The organism is Actinoallomurus oryzae (assembly GCF_039541955.1).
Classification (GTDB): Bacteria; Actinomycetota; Actinomycetes; order Streptosporangiales; family Streptosporangiaceae; genus Actinoallomurus; species Actinoallomurus oryzae.
The window spans coordinates 344,425-362,562 of sequence record NZ_BAABHF010000016.1 but is presented as its reverse complement, the minus strand read 5'-3'; the positions used below and the strand labels follow the sequence as shown (position 1 = coordinate 362,562).

Annotated in this window: 2 protein-coding genes; both read left to right on the top strand. The window is 68.9% G+C overall.

From position 1 onward, the window contains the following. The first annotated feature begins 6 nt into the window (after window positions 1-6). Window positions 7-15,891 carry a protein-glutamine glutaminase family protein gene (locus ABEA10_RS12260; RefSeq protein ID WP_345461887.1) on the top strand — a complete coding sequence of 5,295 codons (15,885 nt, stop codon included), beginning with the start codon at window positions 7-9 and terminating at the stop codon, window positions 15,889-15,891. 197 nt (window positions 15,892-16,088) lie between these two features. Beyond that, on the top strand, window positions 16,089-18,119 hold the full coding sequence (locus tag ABEA10_RS12255; protein WP_345461884.1) for a hypothetical protein: 2,031 nt from the start codon (window positions 16,089-16,091) through the stop codon (window positions 18,117-18,119). Window positions 18,120-18,138: the final 19 nt, after the last annotated feature.

Here is an 18,138-nt window from a genome sequence, read left to right as displayed (position 1 = left end):
GCTGACGTGTCTGCCAAGGTTTATCCCGATCCGGAGATCCCGCCGGGTTTGCGCTGGATCGTGGAACTCATCTGCGCCACCTCGTTTCCGGCGTACAGCATCAGTACCGGCGCCAAGCTGGAAGATGACTTCACGGCCTTTGCCGCGACGGTCAGAGAGACCCTTCCAAAGGACATACTCAACGCGATCGGCGGCGTGAACAGCGCCGGGGCCGGCGCATGGGTCGACTACTTCACGCAGGCGATGCGCAAGCAGTTCCTTTCCGGTGAGGGGCCGCTGGAGGAGCTGAGTACCAACGCGCTGGACATCGGCAAGATGCTCGGCGACACCAACGGCAAGGTCTCGTTCACCAAGATTCTCCTGCTGGCCCAGGCAGCGGAGCTTTTCATCGAGCTGGTGGTCGCGGCGATTCTGGCGTACTTCACCGGCGGCGCCTCGGAGGCGGCGGCGGAGGAGAACGTGGCCGAGGCCCAGGCGTTCTGGCGTGTCCTCCTCAAGTGGCTGGTCGACAACGTCGGCCGTCCCGTGGCCATCAGCACCGCGATGGCGGAGGGCCTCGCCATCACCGCCGACCTGGCCTCCGGCCGGGGGGTCAACGGGGAGGACCTGCTGGAGATGGGGATCGGCGGTGCGGCCGGCGGTGCCATCTTCGGTATCGGCGACGTCATGGTGAGGAATCTCGTCAATCGCTTCGTCACCGACGTCAAGTCCGTTCTCCAGAACGATCTCAAACATATCTTCGATGATCTTCCGCCCGGCGCTTTTGGAGAGGGCTCCTCTCCGGGGGACGGATTCTCGGGTGACCTCGCCGGCCTCGTGGCGGACCACGCGCCGAACCTCACGTCGATGGGTGACCACCCGCCACCCGCGCTCAAGCCGGAAAAGGTGGACGCGCTCGCGAACGGCTACGGCGACCTGTTCGCCAAACATTTCGCCGATCTTGTCGACTCCGACGGAAACAGGCTCGGTAGTGATGCCGCGAAGGCGATCGGCTCCGATTTCGGCAAGAAGATCGCCCTGAACCTCGCTGATCTTGAAAAGGCGAATATCCCACCGCTTCTCACCGATGCTTTCAAGAACCATACGGCGTACTTCAGCGCGCCGCTGCGTGACGCCCTGACCCGGCGGTACCCGATCGCGATCACGCGCTCCCTCGACGAGGCGCGGCACAGCCTGCGTCGCTATGCCACACAGGGCCTGGGAAACGCCGCCAGCGACTTCGTCAACGGCGTGTTCTCCTCGTTCGTGCAGACGGCGATCTTCGACCCCGAGAACATGTCCTTCGACTGGAAGACCGGACTTCTCAACATCGGCGCCGGCGCCACCGCCCGCTATCTGCCCCCGATGGCCGCCCGGTACATAAGGCGGCTCGGGTTGACACCGACCCTTCCCGATATCGCCATGGGCCCGCCCAGAGAAGGCTCCGGCGACGCCCTGCGGGAACCGGGCGGCGGGGCGCACACGGCCACGCGCCCGCCGAGCGTACTGACGACGCACGGGGAGAATTCGCCGTTCACCGACGCGTCGTCGCGGACGCACGTGGACGTGCCGGACGTCGACGCGGTGTCCGTGGCGACGCTTCAGGCCGAGCACATCGGAGAGGTACTGCAGGGAGCAGGCCAGAAGGGCAAGGAAGCGGCACGCTTCGACACCGCCGCTCTGAGTCGGCCCATCGAGGAGGGGAAGGCCGCCCACTCCGGCGCTGCCCGGGCGAGTGATTCCCGGACCGCGCGTCCGGCCACTTCGCCGGTGGCCGGCTCTCGCCCGGCCGCTCGGTCGGAGGGGACCGCCGGTCGTACGGCGGCTTCCGTCCAGCCGTTGGCGGCGCCATCCCGACCGACGGTACCGGGTCCACCACGCCATTCGCCGCCGTCGGCGGCGGGTCCGACCGTCCATTCGGGGGCGTCGACGCCTCACGATCTCGGGTGGCTGCGGCTGCGCCCTGAGGAAGTCTCTTCGGAAAAGGCCGTTGAACTGGCGCTCGACCTGGCGAAGATGCCGCCGCGGGATCGGGAGGCCGTGCCGGCTCTGATGCGGCCGTGGGAGCGGGTGCGGCTGGCGACCGATCAGGGTTTCGTGGAAACGCTGCGCAGGACGTTGCTCGGTCACGCGGGTGCCGGCACGCCGGAGAGGGCCAAGGCGCTGGGGGAGTTCGTGGCGGTGGCGACGAACCTCATGATCGATATTCCGCCAGGGATCGAACGGCCGATCGCGGCGAGATCCGCCATGCACAGGGTTTTGAAGGTCGTGCTTCAAAATCCAGACGTTGCACAGACGCTGCTCCTCAAGGGGCAACGGTTCCTCCCGGTGCCCAAGCATCAGACGCTGACATCTTTGCCGGAGTTCAACGCTTTCGATGGCAAATTCACTAGCGGTGGTTCCCCGTACAACCATGTGCGGGGGCTTCACTATGGGCTCATCACGGGCATCAGCGAGGAAAACCTTTTTGGTGAGTTCAGTAGCGTGATGGTCCCCAAAGCGGAGGGTAAGGACACTACGGTTCATGAGGTTGCGCACTCCCTGCATGAGCATGTGCTGAGTGACGAGCAGAAGGAAGACGTGCGCGCCGCGTACCGGGAAATGCTTGTTTCCGGGGAGGGACCTAACGGCCCACGGTACAACGCGATTGGCATGGAAAGCTATGCCTTCACAAACGAGTATGAAATGTTCGCGGAGGGGTTCGCTGCCTGGGTAGGAGGGCATGCCGGTAACGACCTGATAACCGGCCTGCCGCACAACGACCGAAAATGGATCCGGCGTAACATGCCGAAGCTGGTTCCAATTTTCGAGTCGTTGCTCCCGGGAGAGGTCAAATTCTCTGCGCCGTTGAATCCGCGAGAGAGCGCTCGAGCGGAGAATAACGTATTCTTGGGACTCAGAGCATTTTGGGACCGGGTCGATAGCTCCGGCGGAGCTGAATCCGCTGCTCATGTTGGTGCTTCGCCAGGTGTGCGTACCGATGAACACTTGTATGTGAACGACGACCCTGATGAGAAATGGGTCGGTGTGATCTACAGCTACGACGACGACCACATTCTTCGCCCCGATCGGTGGGGCGCGGTTTCGCGCAATGAGCACTTCCAGTGGATGAACGATCCGGTCAACGGTCCGATAGCGGTCGCGCACATGTTGCCAAGCCAGGCTGCCGGATCGGCGCGCGTTGTCGGCGACGGACTGTCTCGCTTTGAGGTGGAGATGGCCGTGGAGGCGGCGCGGTCTGAGAACTACCAGACCGTGCTGCTGGAAGCCAGCTTCGCCGAGCATTCGCTAAGGGACACAGGGCAGTGGCTACAGCGAGAAATCGCTGACCGATACGGGATCACTATTGTGCGGCCGAGGGGCCGGGTCGCCCTGACGTCAGAAGGACCGGGTGGCATCCTCCACTTGGATGCCGATCCCAATGATGGGGAGCCGGCCGGCTGGGAGATGATCCGGCCGCGCGGGAACGGGCCGGTCCGGGTGGAGACCCACATCATCAGAGGTCCCATTCGGCGCTGGGAGGAGCAGTACCCGTCACCGGATCAGTGGCTCGCTCCTTTCGAAGGTCCCCCTGCGGACTGGGCGCACGAACCCGGAAGTGTTCCACCGCCCGGGGGGAGTACTGCGCAGCCGCCGGGTCACGGTGTGCCGCCGTACTCCGCGCAGCACGCGGCGACGGGCCCGGTCCCCGGTGGGCCCGCTCATCCCGCCCCGGCCGCGCCGACCGTGCCGGCCCAGGATGAGATCCTTCCTGCCGAAGCGATCGGTGGGCGGCCGCCGGGCGATGGCAGTGGCCCGGCCGAGCGGGCGCTGATAAGAGAGGTGTACGGCACGGCGGCGCCGGGCGCCGGTGCCGCCCGCGCGCTCAGGCAGACCGTTCGGATCGCACGGGAGGAGTATCTCCTCGCCGATGTCCGGAACGGGGCGGACCTGGCGCCGGTGCTGAACGGCGTGTTCGGTGCGGACCACGACTGGAGTGCCGGTGAGTTCGTGGACCTGGTCGGGCGGGCGATGGCCGGGTTGGGACGTGAGGTCAGTGCTCACGATCTGTTCCGGTGGTCGGAAGCGGAGCGGCTTCTCTACGACTTGCAGGAAGACGCGGCGATTCCGGAAGCTCTCACCGTTTCGGCGCGGCACGTCTTTGATCTGGTCGGGTTGTTGCGCGAGGGGTGGCCGGTGGCGGCCGAGCGGCTCGACGGGCCGGTCGGTGTCGATGATCTGTTGCCGTTGGTGCGGGAGACGCTGGATCCGGCGGCGGACCGGGTGACCACCGATCACCTGCGGGTCCTGCTGAGGACGGCGCAGGTGATCGACGGGTACGGCCATCGGCTGACGGTGGCGGCGCTGGAGCAGCACGCGTGGCAGCCCGACGCCGGTGGCCGGTGGAGCGGTCGCAGCCGGCTGGCCTTCGCCCGCCGGCTCGTGAGCGCGGATCGGCACCTCACCCCGGAGGAGGCCGATGGGAAGCTGCGGCAGGCGTACGCCGATGCGAAGCCGTGGCAGACGTACGCCAGGATGCGGGGGAAGCTCGTCAGGCGAAACCCGGCGACCCCGATGGCGGACGCCATCGCCGACGCGGTCGTTCTGCAGCATCTGGTGGACGGCCGCGTCGACCTGGCCCGGAGCGGACGGTTGCGTGAGTTGCACGTGCTGGGCGACCTGATCCGGCAGACGCGTGGGGACGAGGACGTTCGTTCACCGCTGACCCGGCATGACGTCGAGACGTTCGTCGGACGCGTGCTGGGGCCGGACGCCGCCGGTGATCTGCCGGAGAAGGTGTCGGCGACCGTCGGGCTGGCCGGGCACCAGGTGCTTCCGGTACAGGCGGTGGTGCGGCGGGGCGCGTTCGACCGGCTGGCGAAGGCGCACGGGATCGGGATCCGCGAGCAGGCGAAGGCTCGAGCGGTTCTGGGGTTCCCGCCGCGGTTGGGCAGCGGGCGTGCCACGGAGCTTCTCGCGTTGCAGGCTCAGGTGTACGGGCGGGTCGATCCGGGCCGGACGGATCAGTTGCTGGGGTTGTACCGGCTGGCCGACCTGGTGCATTCGCTCGACCAGCGGGCGTCGCGCGAGGGCCCGCTCGGCCTGGAGTCCTTCGACAGGCTGAAGCCCGCGCTCGGTTCCGCCGCGGGCGACGACCGGGCGGCGAACATCAGGGCGCTCGCCGGCGTCGCCCCGGATGCCGAGCTCACCCCCAGGGGCCGGCCGACCTTGAGCGCGTTGTGGCGCGCTTACTGGATCTCGCGGCGTCCCTCAGAGATCCCGGTCATGACCGAGATCCGGCGCGACGCGCTGGAGACCGAGCAGCAGGCCGCGATGCAGAGGCTGTTCGGTGAGGAGATCTCCGACCCCGTCGACCTGGCCGAAGGCCCCGAGGAGACGTTCCACGGGCTGGAGGCGGTCGTGGCGCTGGTCCCCGGCGAGTACGCGGATGTCGTCGCCGGGGAGCCACGTGACGGAAAGCCGTTGCCGGATGTCCAACGTGCGCACCTGCTCCCGGTGGTACGGCGCACGCTGGACCCGCAGGCCACCGAGGTCACTCTGCAACACGCGAAGGACTTGGCGCAGGCCGCCCGTGATCTGCGGGCACAGGGCCGGGAGGTCACGCTCACCAACCTGGAGGGGAGGCTGACGCCGGACCGCGACCGGAACACGTGGGCGCGGAGCCTCATCGAGCAGGCCGCCGGGCGGGTTTCGACCGCGGGCCGGCAGCCGCGGACTCTCCAGATCGGTGTCCGGCGGATCGATCTGAGCTTCAAGGCGTCGAAACGGCTGACCTTGAGAACGGCCACCCCCGACGCGCTCGCGTTGCAGCACCTGCTGGACGGGAAGCTCGCCCTGGGCCGGCGGGGTCGTATCGCCGAGCTGTACCTTCTCGGACGGCTGCTGCGGGACGGAACCCAGGACCGTACCGGCCCGCTGCCGCCGTTGCAGGTGGGTGACGTGCATCGCATGGCCGCGGATGTTCTCGGCGCGGGCGCGCCCGGGAAGAACACCGATGCCGCCGCGGAGCTCATCAAGCTCATCCGGAAGGCCGGCACGCCTACGGTCGCGGCGGTGAAGGCCGCGCGTGCCATGGAGTCGGTCCCGTCCGCCGACCCGTGGCGACGGTTCACCATGGTGGGCTGGAAGGGGCTGGTGCCGGGCGGGGCCCGGCGCGTACGGGACGTGTCCGCTCTGCACCGCGAGCTGAACATGAACGTGCTCGTCTCCTCGTCCGTGGAGATGACCACCTCCTCACCCGCGGAGCCGGCGGTCGCCCGGTCCGAAGCGGTGGCGGTCGTCCAGTCCGAGGGGTCGGCGGCCGTGCAGTCCGAAGCGGTGGCGGTCGCCCGGCCCGAGGGGTCGGCGGTCGGGCGGTCCGAGGGCCCGGCGGTCGGGCGGTCCGCGGAGGTGTCGGCCGCCTCGGCCGCCGGGCGCACGGCCATTCCGTACGCGGCGCTGGGCGCGCTGGTGGACGCGTTGCGGGTCAGTGAGCCGGGGGTGCGTCCGCACGGTGATCCGGTGCGGCTGGGTGACTTCGAGCGGTTGAGCCAGGAGGTTCTGCGGCGGCCCGCGACCGTGGAGAGCGTACGGGAACTCGCGGGGCTGGCCGGAAAGGCGGCGAAACGCGGTCCGGTGACGCCCGCCGCGATGCGTACGGTCGCGGCGTTCGACGCGCTCCGGACGGAACTGGGCCGAGAGGACCTCGGCGAGCTGGACGCTCAGGTCCAGGGGCTGCGCCGGGACCTTCCCGACGTCGCGGCGGCGATCCGGGCGGGCGACGCCGACCCGTTCGAGCAGGTCATCGATGCGATCGGGCATCTCTACCGGGGCAAGGTGGCGAGGCTGGAGGGGCCGATCCGCCTTCCGCTGCTGCGGCGGCTGGTCGAGGACGTGACCGGCGAGGCCGAGATAACCGCGCACGCGGTCACCGAGATCGGGACCCGATGGCGGGAGCTGCGCAGCGCCGGGGGACCGCGGACGCTGTCGCGGCTGCGCGCAAGCTACACGCCCGCTCCCCGAACGGCGCCGGTGGACCACCCCGAGCCCGCGCGCGAGGGGAGGGTCACCCGGTACAACCGCAGACTCCGGGTCTGGGTCGCGGCGGCCGAACGCGCCGTGGCACCGCTGGCCTGGACGAAGCGCGAACAAGACCATGTTCCGGACACCGACCCGGGTACGACGGCCCCCGTGCGGCAGCGTGACCTGGCCGAGGTCAGGCAACTTTTGATCGACGAGGGCTGGAACCGGGCGGTACGGCTCACCGACGACGGGAGCGTCCCCGCCGACGCCGAGAAGCTCACGGTCGTCGGCCTGGCGCACGACGTCTACGACGGGTTCCCGGAAGGCGTCGAAGAGGTGGTGGAGTCCGGAAGCCGGCCGTGGTCCCGGGGGATCGGCGCGTTGTCGCAGATCTTCCAGAAGGAGTTCGCGGACCGGTACCGGCAGGTGGAAGGGCGGCTACGCCTCGATGATCTCGCTCCGATGCTGGAGAGGCTGGCCGGCCCGGAGGCGGTCGACCCACAGCAACGCGAGCGAATCGAGTCGCTGATCGCGGCGGCGTCCGGCCTCACCGAACCGACCATGGCGACGCTCGCCGCCGCGATGCGCGAGCGGGGGGACCCGTGGCAGCAGATGGTGACGCGGATGGCGGCGCACACCGGGGGGGACCAAGGCAAGGCGGCGAAGACCGCGGCGTTGTGGGTCCGGCTCAGGAGGGCGGATTCGGCGCTGCGGCCCGAGGACATGGCCAGGCTGGTGGAGGTCCAGGAGCGTGACCACCCGGCGAGCGGCCAACGGTCGCCGTTCGACCTGGATGGTCTGTACGCGCCGCTGGTGCGTGATCTGCTCGGCGGTGCGGAGGCCACGCACGGGAACCTGCGCGCGGTCGCGGCTCAGCTCAAGGCGGTGGCCTCCTCGTCACGGGAGTTGCCGTCCCGCGTGGACCTGCGGCGCGCCGCCATGGAGAGCCGCTGGAACCCGGCTCTTCCGGGCGGCGATCCGAACCGGCGTGACCCGGCCAAGGTGGCGGATCGCAACGAGGACATCCCGGGGCTGTCCTACTACCGGGACATGTCACCGGAGGACTTCGATGCCCTGCACCAGTGGATCAACGACCTGGTGCCGGGCGCATCGATCAGCAGGGAGACCCTGCTGAAGGCCCTGCGGTCGGGGTTCGGCGGGCTGCGGGACCGCCGGGCGCGGCTGCCGGTCGAGGTCGATGGGAGGAAGTACCTCATCGAGCCGAGCCTGCATGCCGTCGAGTCGCCGGCCCGGGTGGGTGATCCGGAGGACGTCAAGCTGGAAAAGCGCGCGAACATGACCACCGACCTCGGGCCCGGGAGAACCAGCAGGAAGGGCTGGGCGGCCGGGCCGGAGGGGCGGGGAGGGCCCGTCGTCGGCGAGCACGGCTTCTCCCTCTCGCTGACCGCGGGAGGCGGCGGCAGCTACGGCAGGGAAGGGGGCAACGACTACCAACGTTCGGTGGGCTCCTACAACTACATGAAGCCCGCGGACAAGTCCTACAACCTCGTCGTTCGTGCTTTCTGGGCAGCGAAGATCAACGAGGTCGAAACCGGGCGTTGGCGGCATGAAGAATGGCGCGTGAACGGCGATCGGAAGATCACCGATGTGCGGCTCTACACGCCCAAGCACCTCGGCGACAAGGCCACGGACGGGAACCTGATCGAACTCGACCGCGACGACGTCGCAGAGCTCGACCTGGCGAACAAGCATTACATCGTCGAGGGGACCACGGTCATCGGGGACCTCTCACAGTCGCTGCGTACGGCGCTCGGTGACAAGGAGTACATGTTCTGGGAGCCGGAGATCGCCGCGTTCATCAACCAGGACGCGTTCGCCTCGCTGGTGGTCCCCGCGCACACGGCGCCGGCCGCGGGAGACTGGCAGTCGCTTCCCCGCCTGCCCCTGCGGAAGGGGAAGCGCTGGCTCAACATCGCGCTCGGCGCCGACGCGGTCGCTGCGAAGAAGTTCGGGGCTCCGGTCAAGAACATGCAGTTCGACCAGCTCAAGCAGCTCATTGAGAAGAGCGCGTCCGGTGCCACCAAGAAGTGGACGTTCAAGTTCATCACGGTCAGTAAGCTCAAGCTCTTCTTCGGCACCGTCGCCGACCGTTCGCGGCTGAGTCTCGTCTGGACCCGGGACCGTTCCTGGTCGAATTCGCACCTGCAGACCATTCAGCGGGCGATCCGCGCCAAGGACACCTCGCAGGTGTACGCGTTGTTCTCCGACTATCACCCGTTCGTCAGCTTCGGCGACGACCGTACGGGGACGGTCACGAGCCTCGCTCTGGATCCGGTGCGCGGCAGCGCCCAGATCCGGCTCCGGGAGGCAGAGGTCAAGGGGACCAAGCTGCACTCGCTCACCGGCGAAGAGCAGCAGAGTCTCGCCGACGAAAGGCAGAAGAAGTCCTCGAACGCGCTGCGCTACAACACCACCTGGTGGATGCGTGGTAAGTACGGGCTGGGACACGGCACACCCGTCAGGCTGACCGGGATCGAGAACCTGTACGACGACATCGTCGCGGGTGGCGTGAAGGCGGGGCTGCTGCCCCGCGCCGCGCTGGGGCCGGAGGGGCGTACGCCCTGGCAGCACCTGCAGACGCTGAACCCGACCGGTGACGCGCTGACCGTCGACGACCGGCTGCACCGGAACTGGAAGACCCTGGTCGACGAGATAGCGGGAAAACCGCTGATCAGATCGATCGACGACCTCCTGGGCACGGGAGCGCTCACCGAGCTCGAGGCAGCGGACGGCACGATACGCCCGATCCGGACCAAATTGGTGTTCGACACCGGCGGCGAACCTCGGGCGTCGGACAAGTACATGCCGATCGACATCAACATCGGCGCGCACACGAACACGGTGTTCCACGCGAAGGCCTTCCAGAAGGAAGTCATGCCGTTCGAGGCCATCGGCACGGACTACACAGAGGGCGCGGACGGGCGGCCGAACCCGGGAGCGGAGCGGGTGCAGACCCGGAGCCGGCGGAACACCAAGAAGATCAGCGACATCACCTCGATGACGGTGATGACCTACCTCCGCAGCGAAGGGGACAGCGTCCTGTTCGATCGCCCGGGGCGGTATGTCTGGTGGCTCGATGAGGACGAGATGGGCACCGTCAAGGGCGGCGCGCACATCTGGTACGCCGAGAATCTTCTCGACGGCGATGAAGCCACTCCGTATCGGCCGCTCGACACCACCGCGGAATCGTCGCTGCTCGGGAAGGAATTCGCGGGTTCGGCCGTCCCCACCGAGCTGGAGGAACTGCAGGGAAAGGTGATGGCCGGCCTCGGTCGCGGTCATGAGACGGCGACCAGAAAGGGAATGGGAAACTCGCGTTTCCGCACCGACGTGTCCCGGATCTTTGCGGCGGGCACCGACGTGAGCATCGACGGCAGGGTCGTCGGATGGTCTGCCGAGCCCGTCGGTAAACCTCAGATCCTGAAATTCCCTAAGGCGTACGCCGAGGCCAACCGCGAGGCGCAGGTCGGCCGGACGGTCGACCAGGAGAAACGTAACGAGCGGATCTCCGGTACCGGGGCGGGGCACAATCCCGACCTGTCCAGCACTTCGGAGGGCAACTTCCTCGCGACGAAGACCGCCGGGAAGGCGACCGCCGCGTCGAAGTCCGAAGGACGCACCGACGGGAACTACCGGACGGCGACGAATACGCTGGACATGGCGCTCGTCCGCACCGCGGTCCGCCACTCGGTCACGCTGCCGAACGGGCATGTCGTCAAGCACGATGGCGAAATGATCGCTGAGTTCTGGCCGAATAAGATATTCGCGGATCCCGAGTGGCGGAACAAATGGGAGGACCTGACCGGGAAGGCTGAGGACTTCGCGAAGAAGGTCAAGCAACCCAAGATGGACTTGACTCCGCCTCCTGCCTTCCGCGAAGGAATGGTGGGAGAGGCCGGTTACGGCAGCAAGCTCGGGCAGCTGAAAGACCTGGGTGATGAGCTTCAGTACGTCGCGCGGGAGCTGGACGGTCCCGAGCTGGCGGCCATGGTGTCGTCGGCGGTCGCGGATGCTCCGATGGCCATGGTGGAGATGAAGGACGGCGGTTGGAGCCGTAAGTTCGGAGTGGGCGCCACCGAATACACCCTCATCCTGGACGCGAGAGAGCTGACAGAGGCCGAGCTCGGCGAACTCTTCTTGAGCGGCGGACTCAAGTCATACAAGCGAACCAACCACATCGACGGCCAAAAAGATGGGCTGTTGTCCAGCAGCCAGTATCAGTTCACCGGTGTGACTCCGACGCCGTTGAAGGGGGCCCCGATCTCCGTGCGTGGTTACGGGGCGAGGCAGACGGTGGACGGCGAGATCGGGCGCGTGGCGGGGAACATGCTCGTCATGAAGGGCTTCCGCCCCAAGGCACTCGCGGAGTTCGAGCAGCCGGCGCTCATCACCTACACGTTCTTGAAGAACGGGAAGCCCGCCTCGTACGGCTCCGTCGTCCACAAGCACGCCGCCGTCGGAGAGGTGATCGAGGACATCTCCTACCTGCTTCCGCTGGAGGGGACGACACTCGACGGCAAGGAAACCGGAAGAGTGGACATCCCGCTCAATATCAGACCGTCGGCCATGGACGAGATCGCTCCGGTCGACTTCCGGGTGATGAAGGCGCTCCTGCGCTCGGTGGAGAACGGCGGTGGGCGGGATGTCGCGGCGGCGTCGGACACGAACGCCCTCACCCGTGAGAAGTTGGGGCCGGACTTCTTCAATCTCGCATCGTCGAAGCACTATGACGGCGTCACGAACGGCGGCCGGACGGTTTCTCTCCCGGGCGGTGTGACGGTGAGACTCGCCTCACTCGTGGCGCGGCGGATCTACGCTTCCAAAGACGGTGAGTTCGAAAACTACGATCATGAAACTCAGACCGCCGGCAACGAGCTCTACAAGGCATCTAGGAATACCGCCGGATTCCTCATCAAAGGCACTGGCGAAAAGCCGGGAATCCCGGTCAAGTTCCTCGGCTATCTGGGTGGGAGCCACAGTCGTTGGAAATCGGCCTCCGACGCCCGGGGAATGAGCAGCGAGTCACGCATCTGGAGGCGCCAGATGCGCGACTTCTTCAAGGTACTCGCCGCCTTCTCCCTCGAACTCACCTTTCCCGGGGGAAGGCAAGAGACGGTCGACGGCCTCACCGACATCGGCGCCACGACGGAAGGCGCCCTCAGCCTGGGAATCCCCCAGGACGTACTGGACCAGGCCCTGGACGACCGCGACAACCTGATCGCACAGATCAAGGAGTACCTCAAGGCCGCCGCCACGGACACGGAGCCGAAAGCCGTGCCCCCGGCCCTTCCCGAGGTGATCGCGGAGAGCTCGCGGCAGAACGACCCGTCCACCGGCACGGACCCCGCGACACGGACGGCCCCGGGCGAGGAGGCGCCCGAGGTCACGAGCCGGCCGCCCACGCCGGGCGAACCTCGGCGGACCGAGGCACCGAGCGGCGTCCGGGATACGTGGCTGTCCGCCGCGAAGACCTTCCTGAAGACGCCACTGTCGGCATCGCTGAAGTCGGTCACGGCCAGGAAGCCGGTTGCGGAGCCAGGCGGTGGGCGGGGTTCGCGGCAGGTGCTGCCCGGAGGGCCGGCCGGAGGGTCGCGTGATGTCGGGGCCGAGCCATTGGCGTTGGGGTGGCCGATCGGCCACGAGTTCGTGGTCACGGTTCCCCGTCGGGGCGTTGGGGGAGCGCGTCCGGGAGCCGAGGACGCGGGTTCCGGTAACGGGGCGCGGCACTGGGGCGGTCGTCCCCACGTCGTGCCGGACGTTCCGGCCGCCGGTACCGGGATCGCCGCCGGGAAGGGGAAGGGACGGCTGGAGCGGCCGGCGACGTTGACGTACTACCGTGCCGTGACTCCGGAGCGGGGCGAGCGGTCTGGTTCGCGGCCGGTGGAGTTGACCTACCGCATCAGCGGCGACGGTGAGGTGATCTCGCCGGACGGGTCCGCCGATGGGCAGGCGTTGGATCCCGGGGGCTGGGTGCGGTTCGGTGATGATTTCTTCCATCCCGAGTCGGGTGCGTTCCTGCGCGGTGACAACGGCTGGCTCGGCCGGGTCGGCAACGCCGATGAGTTGCGCGCCGCCTTGGACGACCCGATGCTTCCGGATTTCGCGACGGTTCCCTACCGGCTTTCGGTGGACTCATCCGCCCTCTACCTGACGCCGGCCGCCGGTGACGGCCCGACCGTACGTATCGCGCTGTCGGAGGCCGGGCCGGCCGAGGCGTTCCACGCCGATCGTCTCGCGGCGCTGCTGGGCGAGAGCCGGGTGGACGTTGCGGCGGTCATGCGGCAGCTCCGCTATCGGCGTTCGGTCGGTGATGGCCGGTCGGCCGAGTCGTTGGACGAGGCGTTCGGGGCGCGATCGAGCGGGGTCTCGCTGGTGGGGGCGGTGCGCAGCGCCGTGGAGCAGGGGCGGGCGCCGGCGTGGCTGGTCGGGCGGGTCGAGCGCTATCTCGGTCTCGCGGGAGTCGATGCCGCCTCACCTGGACGGATCGCGGTGGCTCCGGGGGAGTCGCCGGCGTCGCATCCACGGATCGTCGAGTTCACCCGTGATCTGCACACGACGATCGCGCGCGAGGACGTCGAGGGTGCTTTCACCCGGCTGGAACTGCTCGACGGGGATCTGCGCTCGCTGTGGGGTGTCCGCGGTGCGTACCGCAGACTGTTCGGAGCGTCGCTCGAGCAGGATCTCCGGGGCCTGTGGCCACAGCAGGACGACGCCGCGACCTCGGACGATGACACGCTCTCAGCCGGCGACCCCGATGACGGCGGGTTCTCCGAGCGGTGGGACGAGTTGTGGCCGGCCGGGGCCGCCGACGATCTGTTCGGCGGTTCCCGTCCGGAGCCGGTCCCTTACGAGCAGACGGCCGCCTGGTATGACCGGCTGGCCGAGCTGGACTTCCAGCACCATGAGCTCGGCGCGGTCCGGATGCCCTACGACCACGTCTCCGACGGCTGTAACGTTCGAGCCCACCTGGCGGCGATGCGGCTGCTGGAGTGGGGAGCGCCGGTCGGCAAGATCGCAGTCAGCCGGTTGACCCCGGAGGGCGAGCCCGGGCTGGGCCTGCCGTCGGCCGACGTCCCGGGTTCCCTCCAGCCGACGGCGGCGCGGTGGGCGTATCACGTCGCTCCGGTGGTGTGGAGCAAGACGAAGAACGGGGCGCGGGGGTGGCTCGTCGTCGACCATGCCTTCGAGCGAGGAGCGGCGCGGGGATCCGGTGACGGCGAGCGGCCGGGACTGCTCACGATCGGTGAGTGGCTGGCGAAGATCGGGGTCGATCCCGGGAACGACCGGAACCTGTTCGTGGAAGGCCCGCTGGACGATGTCCAGGTGGCGCTGCGGGAGGAGTACGACAAGGCCCCCTCGACCTGGGAGTACAGCGAGGAGGGGCCGGACCCGCTCGGCCGGGCCGTGGCGGTCATCACGGAGGCTCGGCTTTCCGGGCACCCCATGGGGGGTTCGGCCACCTTGGCCGACATCGACGCGAGCTATCTCGGCCAGACCGACGAGCTCGTCGAGCACGCCCGTGCCATGGGCGAGCTGCGGTACGCCCGGCGCGCGACGCGGATCCTGGAGGAGCTGCGGTCGGAGCGGAACGAGGGCCGTGTCACGGCCGAGGAGGCGGCCGGTCGGCTGACCGCCGAGCTGAGCGGTCACAGCCCGAAGTACGACACGCTGACGCTCTATCCCGAGCTGGGAGACCTCCTCCACGAGGTGCTCGGCGATCCCTACCACGAGCTGGTCGCGGGCACGCTCTTCCCCGAGCCTTCGGATCCGTTCGCGGACATGCCGGTGGAGGAGGTCCGGGAGGCGCTGGCCCGTACGTCCCTGAGCGCGGACGTGAGCCAGGCCGGCAGCCCGCCCCGGCCTCTCGAAGAGTCGCCGGTGCCGCCGCGGTGGCCGCGCTGGGAGAGGCCACCGCACGTCGCATCCGGCCTGCTGGGTGATCGGCCGACGGCCGTTCGGACGATGCCGGGTATCGTCTCGCCCGCTCAGAGCGATCCCGTCCCGCGGGCCCCGATCAGGTCGGGTGACGTTTACCGCCACGGCGACTGGCCCTCCGTACGGGACGCGTACGAGCGTGACTTCACCCGGCTCGTGGAAGCGGACACGGCCGTGGCCGGTGCCGCTCATCGCGCCTTGCGCCGCCTCTACACGACGCTGATCCGCGGTATGTCCCCGGACGAGGCCGCCATCGGATTCTTCGAGGATCGGCCCGAGACGGCCGCCGGCTCGCCGGCGAAGGAGCTGGAGCGGCTGCTCGGCGAAGGCTTCTCCGGATCGAACCTCAAGGAGGTCCTGACCGTCTACGAACGGGCGGTCCGGCACCATCGCGACGCCCTGACCCGAATGTTCGGGGAGATCCGGTACAGAAGAAACCCGCGTGGTGATTCGTGGCTTTCTGAAATGCGCGCCCGTGGCTACTCGGTGCGCGATCTGCCGCCCAATGAGAGCGAATGGCTGTTCCGGGTTTATCGGAATCTGGAGGTCGCGCCCAAGGACCGGCCGTTGTTCTTGCAGGCGATGATGGCCTGGGGCGGTTCCATCGCGCAGCCGGTGTTCGACACCGTGCTGGCCTGGCGTTGGGCCGGGCTCGGTGAGGACGCCCCTCACGCGGTGCCCGCGGAGGTGCTCAACACCGAGGCGGCCGTTCTGTACGACTGGCTCGACCGGAGGTTCATCCGCGGCGGCGGAGCCCGCCCACCGGCGGGACCGAACCCCCTGATACCTCCCCATCGGAGGCGGTTCGAAGAATCGGATGAAGCCGGTGAAAACGCGTTCGACACGAGAAATTCCCCGACGCCGGAACTCGCGTACGTCCCCCGTACCGGGTCGAACGGGCAGGGAGCGGGCGACCTTGTCCAGCAGATCGACGAGGTGCTCAATCCGCACTGATGCGTCGAGCGGTCCGAAATCCGGAACACGCGATGGCATGGGGCGGCACGATCTCGGCACGATGTGACGGCCACGGGTGTGCGTCCGATTCATGGCGAACCAGTTAGGAGAGGCGCGTGAACGGCAGAGGTGACGAATCACCCGAAACATCGGCGAGCCCGGCGATGCCGCGAGGCAGGACCGGGAAGCTGGGACGAATGATCCGCAGGCCGGCGCGGAAGAAGGCCGCTGCCCGCGTCGAGTACGCGCGTGCCCGCGTGGAGCACCCCCGGGCCCGGCCCTCGACGTGCGTGGTCTGCGGCGGTGCCTTGGATCTCGTCGGTTCTCCCCCCGTGTCGAAACCGGGCGACGGTGGCGCACGTGCCGACGTGGCGCTCGGGCGGCAGAACGCGGCGGCGGGCACCGGCGAGACGTTCGTCCCTCGCCAGGCCGCCGCCGACGAGAGCAGAGCGGCCTGTACCTGCCGTACGGACGGTGGGAGCGTCACCGCGCCCGGGAACGCCCGCGTCAACGAGGCCGGCCTCGTCCTGCGGCCCCCCACGCCCCGGCTCCTCCCGGATCCCGCGGAGCCGCTGGAGCCACTCTCGGGGAGGCCGGTGAAGGCGCCGGACCCCGCCGAGCCACCGTCCGAGCGGCCGGCCGGGTCCGGCGACGGCTCCGATGAGGAACCCGCACCGGCCGCCGACGGCGTGGCGACGGCCGTAGCGGAACCGGGCCCCGAGACCGGATCGGACGGCGATGCCGAGGCCGGTTCCGAGGCCGAGGCCGAACCCGGGCCCGAAGCCGCCGGACAGCCGTACGCCGCATCGGAGGCGCAGGCCGAGCACGAGGGCCGCGATGAGCGGTACGCGCACGCCGCGGCACCGGAGGCCGGCGAGTCGTCCGCGGCTCCCGCGATCGCCGACGCGCCGGATCCGGCGACGGATCCCGGCGAGTCGTCGGTGCTTCCCACGTCCACCGCGGTGCCGGACCGGGAGATGGAGCCCGCCGAGCCGACGGTGCTCCCCGCGTTCGTCGCCGTGCCGGACCCGGGGACGGGCTCCGCCGAGTCGCCGGCGCCGCCCGCGGCCGCCGCGGACGGCGGAAACGACGACGTGGACGGGCCGACCGACACGGACGGGCGCCGGCCGGCACGGCCGCCCGCGCCGATGCTCGCCGCCGCGGTCCTGGTCGGAATCGTGCTCGGATCCGTTCCCTTCGTGGTCTCGCGGGTGAACGTGAGCGACGACGACGCGCAGCGGACGGCGAGTCATGACATCGCGCTGGGCGGCACGGAGTCCGCCCGTCCCGGTGCGGACGGCCTCTCCGGCAACAGCGGCTTCATCCCCCGCGTCAATCGGACGACCTCCGCCGCCGCGCCGGCGGTCGGGCGGACCGACCGATCGCCCACCCACGAGGCCCCCGGCAGGTCGTCGGGCTCTGCCCGGCCGACCGAGCACCCTTCGGCGACCACGGATCCGGACCGGACGAAATCTCCCGTGGACAGGGTTCCCCTGCTGGCCAGAACGCCGTCCGGCACGAAAACGCGCTCGGAGCCCGAGAAGTCACCGACCACCAAGAAATCGCCGGCCGCCGAGAAGTCACCGGTGGCCGGAAAGCAGAGCGACGTCCAGACGAAAGACGAGAAGAACCCGGCCGGCGATCGCGGAAACGCGGCCGCGTCCGCCGACCGGCCCGCCGTCGCCCCCGCTCCGGCTCCTTCTCCCACCCCGTCGGAGGAGCGGCCTCTGGCGCAGGTGGCCGGCCCGGGCTGCCAGAACACCGCGACGGCGTCCTACCAGGAGCACGGCCGCTACGAGGAGGGGAAGGACGGCTGGCTGGGCGGCTCCGGAGACGGGCCGGAATGCGGCGGAGACTACGCGTCGGTGCCGATGTCAGGAGACGCCGATGTCGCGGACCCCGACATCTCCACGACGTGGACCTTCGACCCGGGCCCGAGGAGGCTCTGCACCCTCTACGTCTTCGTCCCGCGCAACACCGACGTCTCCCTGGTGGGAGGCGACCCGACGCACTACACCGTGTTCGCGGGCCCGGAGGGGAACGGCGACAAGATCACCGACTTCATCGTCGACCAGGTGAACTATCGCGGTTACTGGATCGCGCAACGAGAGTTCACCACGGACGGCGTCTTCACGATCCGGCTCGACAACCGGGGCGTGGACTACGCCGGTGACCAGCCGACCTACGCACACCACGCGGCCGCCCCGATCAAGGCGTCCTGCCACTGACCAGGAAGGAGCGCATGTC

Excerpts from the sequence above, each read along its gene's own strand:
- ABEA10_RS12255 (WP_345461884.1), top strand. The coding sequence starts at position 16,089 with ATGATCCGCAGGCCGGCGCGGAAGAAGGCCGCTGCCCGCGTCGAGTAC.